At 66.3% G+C, this 11,896-nt stretch carries 12 protein-coding genes and 2 tRNA genes; 3 read left to right on the forward strand and 11 right to left on the reverse strand.

Features of this window, described 5'->3' with window-relative positions; genetic code table 11:
* The 5 genes from OXK16_11390 to OXK16_11410 all read right to left on the reverse strand — a co-directional run.
* On the reverse strand, positions 1-301 hold a 301-nt coding region (locus OXK16_11390; GenBank protein MDE0376548.1), incomplete at its 3' end, for a hypothetical protein.
* A 311-nt stretch (positions 302-612) separates the two neighbouring features.
* Positions 613-1,980 (reverse strand): threonine synthase, encoded by a 1,368-nt coding sequence (gene thrC / locus OXK16_11395; GenBank protein MDE0376549.1) that lies wholly within the window; start codon positions 1,978-1,980, stop codon positions 613-615.
* A complete protein-coding gene (locus OXK16_11400; GenBank protein ID MDE0376550.1) occupies positions 1,981-3,264 on the reverse strand; it encodes a homoserine dehydrogenase in 1,284 nt (427 codons plus the stop codon).
* 24 nt (positions 3,265-3,288) lie between these two features.
* Positions 3,289-4,608, reverse strand: a complete 1,320-nt coding sequence (lysA, locus tag OXK16_11405) for a diaminopimelate decarboxylase (GenBank protein MDE0376551.1) — start codon at positions 4,606-4,608, stop codon at positions 3,289-3,291.
* 143 nt (positions 4,609-4,751) lie between these two features.
* Positions 4,752-4,823 (reverse strand) — tRNA-Arg (locus OXK16_11410).
* Between the two features lie 375 nt (positions 4,824-5,198).
* Between OXK16_11410 and OXK16_11415 the strand changes: the two genes are divergently transcribed.
* Positions 5,199-5,993, forward strand: coding sequence for a Ku protein (locus OXK16_11415; GenBank protein ID MDE0376552.1), 795 nt, complete (start codon positions 5,199-5,201; stop codon positions 5,991-5,993).
* A gap of 41 nt (positions 5,994-6,034) precedes the next feature.
* A complete protein-coding gene (locus OXK16_11420) occupies positions 6,035-6,259 on the forward strand; it encodes a DUF3107 domain-containing protein (GenBank protein MDE0376553.1) in 225 nt (74 codons plus the stop codon).
* 35 nt (positions 6,260-6,294) lie between these two features.
* Here OXK16_11420 and OXK16_11425 read toward each other — a convergent pair whose 3' ends face one another.
* Entirely contained in the window at positions 6,295-6,558 is a 264-nt protein-coding gene (locus tag OXK16_11425; GenBank protein MDE0376554.1) for a WhiB family transcriptional regulator, read from the reverse strand.
* A gap of 301 nt (positions 6,559-6,859) precedes the next feature.
* Between OXK16_11425 and OXK16_11430 the strand changes: the two genes are divergently transcribed.
* Positions 6,860-7,660, forward strand: coding sequence for a LysM peptidoglycan-binding domain-containing protein (locus OXK16_11430; protein MDE0376555.1), 801 nt, complete (start codon positions 6,860-6,862; stop codon positions 7,658-7,660).
* Here the strand turns inward: OXK16_11430 and OXK16_11435 are convergent.
* The 5 genes from OXK16_11435 to OXK16_11455 form a co-directional block, all read right to left on the reverse strand.
* On the reverse strand, positions 7,641-8,054 hold the full coding sequence (locus OXK16_11435; protein ID MDE0376556.1) for a YjbQ family protein: 414 nt from the start codon (positions 8,052-8,054) through the stop codon (positions 7,641-7,643). The two genes, OXK16_11430 and OXK16_11435, sit on opposite strands and share 20 nt — an antisense overlap.
* Positions 8,055-9,026 carry a ribose-phosphate diphosphokinase gene (locus OXK16_11440; GenBank protein MDE0376557.1) on the reverse strand — a complete coding sequence of 324 codons (972 nt, stop codon included), beginning with the start codon at positions 9,024-9,026 and terminating at the stop codon, positions 8,055-8,057. It abuts the gene before it with no gap.
* Positions 9,027-9,140: 114 nt separating this feature from the next.
* A complete protein-coding gene (glmU, locus tag OXK16_11445) occupies positions 9,141-10,520 on the reverse strand; it encodes a bifunctional UDP-N-acetylglucosamine diphosphorylase/glucosamine-1-phosphate N-acetyltransferase GlmU (GenBank protein ID MDE0376558.1) in 1,380 nt (459 codons plus the stop codon).
* Positions 10,521-10,537: 17 nt separating this feature from the next.
* Positions 10,538-10,612 (reverse strand) — tRNA-Gln (locus OXK16_11450).
* A gap of 53 nt (positions 10,613-10,665) precedes the next feature.
* Positions 10,666-11,526: a hypothetical protein gene (locus OXK16_11455; protein ID MDE0376559.1), complete on the reverse strand. Its 861-nt coding sequence runs from the start codon at positions 11,524-11,526 to the stop codon at positions 10,666-10,668.
* Between the last annotated feature and the right edge of the window lie 370 nt (positions 11,527-11,896).

The following is an 11,896-nucleotide window of genomic DNA, read 5'->3' on the forward strand; positions in this document are numbered from 1 at the left end:
CCTCAACAACCTCCGTCCCGACCTCCGCAACCTCCACCACCCCAGCGGTAGGAGAAGCCTCCTCAACAACCACCTCCACAACCTCAGTAGTAGCAGGCGCCTCCCCCTCAACAACCTCCGTCCCGACCTCCGCAACCTCCACCACCCCAGCGGTAGGAGAGACCTCCTCAACCGCCGCAAACGTGGTAGTCGTTGCATCGGCCTGGGCAACCGACGCCGGCACGGCTGCCTCCTCGGAGCCACACGCGGCCGCTGCGAGCGCCAACAAGGCAGCCAACCCCACGAAGTCGCGCAGCCTCAACGGATTCGTATCCACATCGGAGAAGTGCTCGTTGGTGAGGCAGTCGCACAACCCACCATCCTGGGCCGGCGCCGCAGGCTTGTCGCGCGCCGAGTACGCCCGTCACCAGCGCGGGAAAAGAATGTACCTTGCGAACTGCACGCCGCCACGCTCGCCCTCCGAGGAGCAGCGTAGCTGTGGCCTTCCCAGGGGCCCCAAGCCGAAGCCACCAATGGGGGTGGGCCGCTATGGGAGAGGACGTCGGTAACCGGCTATGGCCTCGCTGAGTCGAGACGGTTTAGCACCTCAGCAACGAGAGGCTCGGAGCACTCCTAGGCGAAGCGGCTCCTCTCCCTGAGCAACCGGTGGATGGCGGCCAGATTCCTCGGGATCCGGGTGACCCGCTCGGGGCGGTCGTGGATGCCCTCGAGTGCTGCAGGAACGGGTGACGGCCGGCCGAGAGCACTCTCGACCGCGTCGGCGAACTTGGCCGGGTGGGCGGTCGCCAGGCAGACCACCGGGCCGTCCGGCGCCGCGTCCCGGGCTGCCGCTATACCGACCGCCGAATGCGGATCCACGATCCTGCCCGAGGACCGGTAGACCTCACGCATCGTCGCCATCGTATCCTCGTCGTCGTACCACCTCGATGAGAAGAGGTCATCCCCACCACCCGTAACCGCCAGGGAGCCCTCCTCGCGCAGACGGGTCATGGCCGACACCAGCCTCTCCCCGTCCCTCCCGAACAGGTCGAACAGGAGACGCTCCAGATTGGACGGGACCTGGATGTCCATCGACGGGCTCAGGGTCGGGATCACCGTACCCAGATCCAGCCGGCCTTCCCGGAAAAAGCCGTCAAGCACGTTGTTGGCATTGCTCCCCACGATCAGGCGCCGCACCGGAAGGCCCATGCGGGTGGCCGCGTAGCCCGAGTAGACATTGCCGAAGTTGCCGCTCGGAACGGCGAACGAGACCGGCCCACCCAGCCGGGCGACGGCCCAGTAGTAGTAGGCGACCTGCGTGATCAGCCGGCCGAAGTTGATCGAGTTGGCCGTGGACAATGACAGGTCGTCACGCGCTCGGGGATCGGCGAACACGGCCTTGACCAGGTCCTGGCAGTCATCGAAGGTCCCCTCGACGGCCACTGCGTGGACATTGGAAGCGTCGATGGTGGTCATCTGCCGGCGCTGCACCTCGGTGGTCCGCCCCTCGGGAAACAGGATCACCACGTCCACCCGCTCGCGATCCCGAAACGCCTCCATGGCCGCCGAGCCGGTGTCGCCGGACGTGGCGCCGAGGATCATTGCGTTGCCGCCGCGCTCGCCCAGCGCCACGTCGACCAGCCGGCCGAGGACCTGGAGAGCGAAGTCCTTGAAGGCAAGGGTGGGGCCCCAGAACAACTCCATCAGGTAGAGGTCCTGACCGAGTTCCACCAGGGGCGCCACCTCGGGGTGGTCGAAGCGGGCGAACGCCTCCCCTACCAGCCGTTCCAGCCGGGGGGCGGGCAGCAGGTCGGATGTGAACAGACCGAGGACCGCGGTGGCCACCGCCGTGAAGCCGGAGCCGGCGTCCAGACCGGCGGGATCGAGCCGAGGCCACTCTTCGGGAACGTACAGACCTCCGTCGGGCGCCAGCCCGGCGAGGACGGCGGCCGGCATGTCGACCGCCGGGCCACCTCGCGTCGAGACCAGCCGGACCGACACTCAGGACTCGTCGTTGTAGACCCGCATGACCGAATCCACGTAGGACACGACTTCGAGCCCGGCCAGCTCCGATACCGCCAGTTGCAGGTCGCCCTCTGGAGACTCGTGCGTCACCAGCAGGAGGGAGGCCTCGTCGCCGCGGCCATCCTGCCAGACCGACTTGATCGACACTTCATGACGGCCGAACACCGCCGCTATCTGGGCCAGCACGCCGGGGCGGTCCGCCACGGTAGTCCGGATCAGCCACTTGGTCGAGAAGTCCGCCACGTCCCGGAGGCGACCCGTTCCGAATCGAATCCTGGACTTGACCTGTGTCCCGGCCAAGCGTTCCCGGGCCGACATGATCACATCGCCGAGCAGAGCTGTCGCGGTCGGCTCTCCCCCTGCTCCGGGACCGGTGAACAACAGCTCGCCTATCGAAGGTCCGGAGACGTAAATGGCGTTGGTGGCTCCCCGGACCGAGGCGAGGGGATGATCCAGCGGCACGAGCGTGGGATGGACGCGAACCGCGATGCTGTCTTCGGAATACTCGGCGATCGCCAGGAGTTTGGGGATGTAGCCGAGCCGCCGGGCGAACACGAAGTCCTCGGTGCTGAGGTCCTCGATGCCCTCCCTGGTGACCTGCGAGCCGTCCACCCAGGTCCCGAAGGCCAGGCTCGCCAGGATGGCGGCCTTCGAGGCCGCGTCGCCGCCGCCCACGTCGGCGGTGGGATCGGCCTCCGCATAGCCCAACTCCTGCGCCTCGGCCAGCACTTCCTCGTAGGCGATTCCCTCCTCCACCATGCGGGTCAGGATGTAGTTGGTGGTTCCGTTCACGATTCCGAGCACCGAGGTGATCCTCTCGCCGGCCAGTGACTCGGAGAGTGGCCGGATGATCGGGATGCCACCCCCCACCGCGGCTTCGAAGAGGAGAGACACCCCGGAGGACTCGGCGGCCGCCAGCAATTCCCGTCCCCGTGACGCCATCAGCTCCTTGTTGGCCGTCACGACCGCTTTTCCGGATTCGAGAGCCCGCAGCACCAGGTCCCCCGCCGGGTCCAGACCGCCCATGACCTCGATCACGATCTGGACCGTGGGGTCGTCCACCACCTCGCTCGGGCGGTCGGTCAGCAACCCGGGAGGGATCGCGATCCCTCGATCCTTGGCGAGGTCCCGGACCGCGATCCCGCGTACCACCAGGTCAAGACCCGTCTTGGCAGCGATCGCATCCGACTCGTAGATGAGCCGGCGGACGAGAACGCTCCCGACCGTGCCGGCGCCCAGGAATCCGACACCGATCTGCATGCTCATACTCTGCTCCCATCCACGCTAAACGACCAACGGTTCGGTCTCGTTCAATGTTCTTTGACCCGCCAAGACCTCCTCGAGTGTCTCCCGGCGCACCACCTCCCGCACCTCGCCGTCCTTGACGAACAGGACGGGCGGGCGGGGCAACACGTTGTAGCGGGACGACATGGCGAAGGTGTAGGCGCCCGCCGCGGGCATGGCGACCAGATCACCGGGGGCCATGGTCGCCGGTAGCAGGACCTCCTCGAGCATCACGTCTGTCTCGCACATCCGGCCGAACACCCGGAAGGGATGGTCCGCCGGCTGGTCAAGCCGGCCATCGGCCAACAACTCGTACCTGGAGTCGTACAGGGCCGGTCTCGGGTTGTCGGTGAGGCCGCCGTCAAGGGCCAGCATCTCGCCACCGCCCGGCAACGGCTTGCGAACCCCGACCGTGTAGAGCAGCACCGCGGCGTTGGCCACCAGCGCCCGGCCCGGCTCCACCATGACCTCGACCGGCCCTATCCGCTCCACGATCTCCGGCGACCCGAGGGCTCGCCGCAAGGCGGCGGCCACCTCGGCCGGGCTGATCTTCGGATCGGCGCGTAGGTATGGCGAGGCCATGCCGCCTCCCACGTCGAGAATGACCGGCGTGGTGGTGAAGGCCGACCGGTTCCGTGCCACGACCGCCGCCAGACGTTCCAGGATCCGGGCATACAGTTCCGGGTCGGTTATGTGGCTCCCGGCATGGAGATGCAGCCCTCGTAGCCGGAGGGTTTCGGTGGCGGCCACCCTGGCTATGGCCTGGTCGGTCGCGTCCGGCGACAACCCGAACTTGGCGTGATCGCCCGTGGTGAGGACTTTCCGGTTGGTGACCAGGTCGACCGCCTCGTTGAGCCTGATCATCACGTCCACGGTACGACCCGCCGCCCGGGCGGCCCGGGCCAGCCGGTCGATCTCGTCCAGGCTGTCGATGACCGTGATGCCCACCTGTCCCGAGGCCGCCAGGTCGATCTCGGCCTCGGATTTCAGATTGCCGTGAAGGAGGATGCGGGAGGCCGGAATCCCTCCTCGCCGGGCGATGGCGGTCTCTCCGACCGACACCACGTCCGCCCACCAGCCCCGTGACGAGACCATCTCGGCCAGGGCAGGGCAGATGAAGGCCTTGGTGGCATACACGGGCACACCGATCCCGTCGAAGGCGCTCGTGAATTCATCTAGGCGCGCCTCGAGATGGGCCATGTCGAACACGTACGCAGGTGTTCCGAAGTGTTCTGCGATCGCGCGCAGCCGGACACCACCGATCGAAGCTCGGTCGTTCCGTAGGGTCCAGGTCAAGGGAAGCACATCGCGCAGCGCCATAGCGAACCTTCTGGGAATGGGCCGCACCAGACTAGATGATTAGTTCCTAGCTGGTAGTTGCTAGCTGATAGTCGCTGGTTTCCAGCCGGTTGTCACAAACTGAGTAACGCTAATTGCCGACTACTGACTACAGACTAGCTAGGCGCCCTCGGCAGGATTCGAACCTGCGCACCCGGCTCCGGAGGCCGGTGCTCTATCCCCTGAGCTACGAGGGCTGGCGCTCGAATGCGGGCAGCGAAGCCTACCAGTACGCCGGGATCGGGCGGACGAGGCCGGGCTTGGCCGGCGCCGGAATTTGGAAGGCCGGGGCGCGGTTCTAGGGGGAGAGAACGCGGCGCCCCGGCCGGATGGCAGGTGGTTTCCTGCCGTTGGTGGGTCGATGGAGTATAGAACAGCCGTCCGCGCTTTGTCCACAGGGGGCGGCCCGGGTGCGGGCCGGGTCCCTCCCCTTTCTCGTACCGGCATCCCCTAGGGGTGCTCCGAAGGGGGTCACGGGCTCGCCTGTCGGTAGGACATCTGGTCCGGCAGCAAGGCACCTTCGGCGAACGCCTGTTTCCGGGGTTTTCCCGGCACGCCCCTAGACTCCTGACATGCGACCCATCTGGAGTGGCGCCGTATCGTTCGGCCTGGTCACCATCCCCGTTCGCCTGTACCCGGCCACGACCAGCCGGCGGCCCAAGTTCCGGCAGCTTCGCCAGCAGGACCACAGCCCGATCAGGTATCGCAAGGTTGCCGATGCCGACGGTCGAGAGGTCCCTCGCGAGGAGATCGTGCGCGGGTACGAGTTCGAGAAGGGCCGGTACGTCGTCCTGACCGACGAGGAGATCGCCGGAGCGGCCTACCAGGGCGGTCCCCGCATCGTCGATGTGGCGGCCTTCGTCGACGCGCTCCAGATCGACCCCGTCTACTACCGCACCTCCTACTACCTGGAACCCGGCCCCACCGGAGAGAAGGCCTACCGCCTACTCCGGACCGCGCTCGCCGAGACCGACCGGGTCGGGATCGCCACGGTGGCCATAAGGTCCCGCCAGCACCTGGCGGCTATCAGGCCGCAGAACGATCTGCTCGTGCTGGAGACCATGTATTGGCCGGACGAGATCCGCGCCGCCGATTTCGGGAGTCTCGAGACGGAGGTGGAACCTCCGGAGAGCGAGTTGGCCATGGCCAAGATGCTGATCGAGAACCTCGCCACGGACTTCGAGCCCGATCATTGGACGGACACCACCCGCGAGAAGATCGAAGAACTGGTGCGCCAGAAGATCGAGGGCAAGGAAATCGTCGCCTCGGAGACCCCGGAACCCACTCGGGTGGTAGACCTGCTCGAAGCCCTGAAGGCCTCCGTCGAGGCGACCAGGGAGCAGACTGCCCACCGCAAGGCCGGTTGATCTCGCAGTGACCGGACACCGATGACCGCTAGGAGGTTCGGGTGAGAGCACGTATCGGAATCGCGGACACCGGGCGTGAGATCGAAGTGGAGGTAGGAAGCCGGGACGAGATCGTCAGCCGGCTCGAGGGCGCCTACAACGACGGAGTATCCATCCTCTGGTTCCAGGACGCCAAGGGCGACGACATAGGAGTTCCGTTAGACCGCATCGCCTTCATCGAGTTGGTGGAGTCCCCGGATAAGGCAGTGGGATTCGGTCGGCAGTAGACGGCCAGACCACTAGTGGCCGGTCCGCTTCGGGTTCAGCTAGCCGCCCGGCGCCGCTCGGCCATCCAGCGCTTACGGAGCCGGCGCCGCTCATCCTCCGCATAACCTCCCCAGACCCCGGCCTCCTGGTTGGTCTGGAGCGCGTACTGCAAACACTCATCCGTCACCAAGCAGAGGGAGCAGATGCCCTTGGCTTCCTGGATCTGCTCGATGGCCAACCCCGTCGTGCCGATGGGGAAGAACAGGCTCGGCTCGGAGTCCCGGCATGCGGCTATCTCACGCCAGTCCGGCTCGGTAATTGTCAACACGGTCTTACACCTTCTAGTCGCGAAGCCGTCGGATCTCGGCTCATCCCTCCGTCCGGGCGGTGTCCACGCGCAGCGCCGTACACCTGGAGTCTTGGGGTTCGACCTCGCTTGTGAAGCATTTCACAAGCACGGGCCAAATTAAGAGCCGGCGAGCCGACTTGCGATAGAAGACTAACCAGGCCGCTCGCCGGCCCGCAAGTGATTTCCTTCACAAACTTTTCTCGATCTCGAAATTCTTTCACCCTGATCAAGGGTCTTGAAAGCCCCGGCATGGCGCGATACGTATTACTTCATGAGATCCACACGTACGCTCATCCAACTGGCCGCCGTCGTCTCCGGAGTCGCCGGCAGCACCCTGCTGCTGCTCCGCTTGAGGGAGTCACCATGGCTTCCCCCGCCGGACCGGATCCTCACCGCCGAGCCGGAGGAGGCAGTCTACGGCGCGGTCTGGCTCCTCGCAGCCGGGATCACGGCATGGGTCGGCCTTACCACCGCCCTCTCCGTCCTCGCCTACGTGACACGTATTCCGGTTGCGGTGAGGGCCACCCGGTGGATCACGATCGCTCCCATCCGCCATCTGTCCCGCCGCGCCGCGGCGCTGGTGCTCGCGGTCGGCAGCTTGTCGATCTCGGCGCCGGTGGGTGCGGCCCATGCCCCTCCGGTTCCCCATGTCGTAACAGCCGCGCATCCGGGAGACACCATCGACACTGCCACGGTCCCGATCCCCATGGCGGCCACGAGTCCCGACCATGACCGTCCCCTGAGATCGCCTCCGGATACCGGCGGAGTGATGGTGCCGGTCCCTTACCTCGCCGGCGGAGCGGTCGATTGGCTTCAGGATCACGGGGAGGCATCGGTTACCTACACCGTGCAACGGGGCGACCACCTGTGGTCGATCACCGCCGGCTACCTGGCCGCACACCTGGGTCGGGCGGCAAGCGCGGAGGAGATCGCCCCGCTCTGGAGACAAGTGATCGAAGCCAACCGGGACGTGATCGGGTCCGGGGACCCCAACCTGATCTTTCCGGGCGAGCGAATCGTCCTCCCCGACCTCGGTACGCGAGCGGGGGTGCTCAGGCAGCCAGGAAGCTGAGCCTCACGTCCCGTACCGGATTGCCGACGTTGGTGTCCACCAGCACGACGGTTTGCCACGTGCCCAGAGTCAGAGCACCGCCCCGGACGGGAAGCACCAGGCTGGGCGAAATGAAGGCGGGAATGATGTGATCGGCGCCATGACCAGGAGCACCATGCCGGTGTTCCCAGCGGTAGCGATCCGGGGACATTCCATCCCCTAGGTACCGGAGAAGATCCCTATCGGACCCGGCGCCCACCTCCATGACGGCCAGCCCGGCGGTGGAATGGGGCACGAACACCGACAGCAGGCCATCGCCATGGCCCTGCACGAACGTGGCCAGCCGGTAGCCGATATCGACGACGGCCGGTTCGGCACCGGTCCTCACCCGGAAGACCTCGGTATGGAGGGCCATTCAGTTGTTGTCGCCGAGGAATATGGCAGACACCGAACTGTCCATGAAGATCGCCTGCAAGGCCTCTGCCAGCACCGGAGCAATCGACAACCTGGTCAGCTTGTCGAAGTCCCGCGCTTCCTTGCTGATCGGAAGCGTATCGGTGACCACGACCTCATCGATCGGAGCCTTCTTCAGCCTGTCGAGGGCGGGATGCGACAACACCGGGTGTGTGGCCGCCACGTAGACCTTCCGGGCGCCCTGTTCGCGCAGTAACCGGGCCGCATTCTCCACGGTACCGCCGGTATCGATCATGTCGTCCACGATCACCGCGTTGCGGCCCCGCACCGCACCCACCACGGTCAGGGCCTTCGACTCGTTGTGGACATCGAACTCGCGCCGCTTGTGGACGAAGGCCACGTACGCCCCCAGGTAGCGGGCGTACTTCTCGGCCCGCTTGACTCCACCGGCGTCGGGGGAGACCACGGTGGTGGGACCGTCCAGGCGTTCCTTGAGATAGTCGGTGACGATCGGGAGCGCCGTCAGATGGTCGAACGGCTTGGGGAAGAAGCCCTGGATCTGGCCGGTATGCAGATCGATCGACACGATCCGGTCGGCTCCGGCGGCCAGGAAGAGGTCACTCATCAGCCGGGCCGAGATGGGTTCCCGCGGCATGACCTTCTTGTCGGCCCTGGCATACCCGAAGAACGGCACCACCGCGGTGATACGGTGCGCTGACGCCCTCTTGAGGGCATCGATCAGGATCAACTGCTCCATGATGTGGAAGTTGATCTCCGGTGCGTGGCTCTGGATCACGAAGCAGTCCACCCCGCGTACCGACTCGGACGGCCGGGTATACACCTCAGTGTTGGCGAAGCGTGACAGCTGGACCTTGCCGAGCCTCACGCCCAGGTCGTCCGCCACGGCTTCGGCCAGCTCGGGGTTGGCCGATCCGGTGAACAGCATGAAGCGCTTGCGGGTTACGAGCTCCATGTCCTAGGAGGGTACTGAAAAATGTCCCGTTGGCCTATTGGCCGGCGACGGGGCTCTGGCCCAGGGATCGCGGGTCAACAATGGAAGTCCATCCCGGTCTTCTCCAGCATCCGCCTACTCGGCCTCGTGGCGAGCTTTCCGCCGTTCCGCATAGCCCGGAATCTCTCGCTGGGAAGCCCTCTCCACACCGAGAGCGCCATCGGGAACATCGCGGGTGATGGCCGAGCCGGCGCCCGTGTACGCCTCGGATCCCACCTCGACCGGCGCCACCAGAACGGTATTGGAGCCGATCTGCGCCCGGCTTCCGATACGGGTGCGGTGCTTGTCGTATCCGTCGTAGTTGGCGGTGATGGTCCCTGCGCCCACGTTGGCCTCCTCGCCGACCTCTGCGTCCCCAACGTACGAGAGGTGTGGAACCTTGGCGCGGGCGCCGACCACGGAGTTCTTGACCTCCACGAAGGTGCCTGCCTTGGCGCCGTCGCCCAACTCCGCTCCTGGCCTCAACGAGGCGAAGGGACCGACCTCGGCGTCCACCCCCACCGATACGTCCCTGAGCACGGAGTACCAGATCCTCGCGCCGGAGCCGATCCGGCTGTCCCTGATGAAGCAGTCGGGCCCGAGCTCGGCGCCTCCCGCCACCGAGGTCGATCCTTCCAGATGCACCCCCGGAAGGATCCGTACTCCCGCCTCGAGGCGCACGGAGGCGTCGATATAGACCCGGCCGGGGTCCTGCATCCAAACGCCATCCCGCATCCAAGCCCTGTTGATCCGGTGCCGGAAGATCGCTGCGACACCGGCGAGCTGATCCTGGGTGTTGACACCGGACAACTCCTCGGCATCGGTCCGGTAGGCGCTGATCCCGTAACCCTCCGCTCCGAGGATGGCCACCATGTCGGGCAGGTAGTACTCACCCTGGACGTTGTCGCGCTCCACCCGGGCCACGAAGTCCCGTATCAAGGATCCGTCGAACATGTAGACACCACCGTTGATCTCGTTGATCTCCCGCTCGTGGGTGGTGGTGTCGGCATGCTCCACGATCCTCTCCACCCGGCCCCAGCCGTCCCGCACCACCCGCCCGTAGCCGGTCGGGTCCTCCATGTTGGCGGTCATGCAGGTAACGGCCGCTCCGGTCCGCCGATGGAGCTTGGCCATCTCGGCCAGCGTGTCGCCGGTGATGAGCGGCGTGTCGGCGGGTACCACCAGCACATGGTCTTCGGCACCCAGCGGAGTGACCTCGAGAGCGTATTGCAGGGCGTGTGCGGTGCCCAGCTGTTTGGGCTGCACCACGGGTGTGGCCCCATCGGGCAGCATCGCCACCACCTGGTCGGCATCCGGCTTGACCACCACCACGGTCTGGACCGGGTCCAGGGATGCGGTGGCGTTGAGGACCCATTCGATCATCGGCCGCCCCGCCACAGGATGGATCACCTTGGGGAGGATCGACTTCATCCGGGAGCCCTCGCCTGCCCCCAGCACCACCGCCCTTATGGCCACGTCGCTACTCCTCTGTCTGGCTGGGGGGACAGGAGTCGAACCCGTACTAGCGGGACCAAAACCCGCTGTGCTGCCATTTACACTACCCCCCACGGCGTCGGGGCTCCCGGCGTTGGGCGCAACGCCTGGCGAGTCTAGTGGTCCGTCATGATCGGTCCTCAACCAGGAGCGCTCCGTGGTCCTGGGACAAGGCCACAAAAGCGTCTCTGGCTTCCTCGGGGACCAGTTCCAGCCCTTCCTCGGCCTCGGCCCGGTCGGCGAAGAAGGCATAGAGGGAGGGTCCGCTCCCCGACATGAGCACCGGACGGTCCCAGCGGCTCTCCAGTTCGACCCTCCAGTCGTCCAGGTCCGGCTCGATCGAGGTCGCGGCCGGGTAGAGATCATTGACCAGCAGGCCGTGGCGCCGGAGGCCGGGAGGGATGGCTGTCCCGGCCACGGTCCGGCCCTTCGGCTCACCCAAGCGATCCCAGGCCGAGTACACCCGAGCGGTCTCGAGCATGAAGGGTGGTACCGCAACAACCAGGACGAAGTCACGATCCCGATCCAGCCGGTCGCCGATCTGCTCACCGTAACCTCCGATCCACCGGAGGCCGCCCCGCAGGCAGAAGCTAACGTCGGCGCCTATCTTCACCGCCGGCCGCGTGAGGTGGGCCCGGTCCCTTCCGGTCAAGTTGCCGTAGAGAAGCAGAGCGGCCGCCGCGTCCGAGCTTCCCCCCGCCAAACCGGCGGCCACCGGGATCCGCTTCCACAGCTCGAACCTCGCCGGTGGAGGATCGGTCTGGCCCCTCCGGAGCGCGGACACCGCCTTCCACACCAGGTTCTCGTCACCGGTAGGGAGGTCGGCCCCGTGGATCTCCAGGTGATCCGACTCGGCCGGCTCCATGACCAGGATGTCGTTCCGGCTGATCGAGAGGGTGAGCCCCCGCACTGGGTGGAGCCCCGAGGAATCCACGCTCCGCACATGGAGCGACAGATTGAGCTTGGCAGGCGCCAGGGCTCTGAGCATCAGTGGTCTGTGTGCGGAACGGCGGTGTGATATGGCGTCGGCAGCGGCGTTCCTCGCCAGGCCCGCTGACGAAGGCGTACCCGCAGCGGCACGTCAAGGAAGCGGAACACAGCGACGGGACACCGATGACCACCAGAGCACGCCAGGCTGTTTCGCAGACAACCACAGTGGTCTGTGTGCGGAACGGCGGTGTGATATGGCGTCGGCAGCGGCGTTCCTCGCCAGGCCCGCTGACGAAGGCGTACCCGCAGCGGCACGTCAAGGAAGCGGAACACAGCGACGGGACACCGATGACCACCAGAGCACGCCAGGCTGTTTCGCAGACAACCACAGTGGTCTGTGTGCGGAATGGCGGTGTGATATGGCGTCG

The sequence above is a fragment of the bacterium genome (genome assembly GCA_028821235.1).
GTDB lineage: Bacteria > Actinomycetota > Acidimicrobiia > Spongiisociales > Spongiisociaceae > Spongiisocius.

What these genes read in the sequence shown, in the direction of transcription:
- OXK16_11400 (MDE0376550.1), bottom strand. Translation starts at nt 3,264, where the DNA reads ATGCAGATCGGTGTCGGATTCCTGGGCGCCGGCACGGTCGGGAGCGTT.
- OXK16_11435 (MDE0376556.1), bottom strand. Translation starts at nt 8,054, where the DNA reads ATGGCCCTCCATACCGAGGTCTTCCGGGTGAGGACCGGTGCCGAACCG.
- OXK16_11430 (MDE0376555.1), top strand. Translation starts at nt 6,860, where the DNA reads ATGAGATCCACACGTACGCTCATCCAACTGGCCGCCGTCGTCTCCGGA.
- OXK16_11440 (MDE0376557.1), bottom strand. Translation starts at nt 9,026, where the DNA reads ATGGAGCTCGTAACCCGCAAGCGCTTCATGCTGTTCACCGGATCGGCC.
- lysA (MDE0376551.1), bottom strand. Translation starts at nt 4,608, where the DNA reads ATGGCGCTGCGCGATGTGCTTCCCTTGACCTGGACCCTACGGAACGAC.
- OXK16_11455 (MDE0376559.1), bottom strand. Translation starts at nt 11,526, where the DNA reads ATGCTCAGAGCCCTGGCGCCTGCCAAGCTCAATCTGTCGCTCCATGTG.
- OXK16_11415 (MDE0376552.1), top strand. Translation starts at nt 5,199, where the DNA reads ATGCGACCCATCTGGAGTGGCGCCGTATCGTTCGGCCTGGTCACCATC.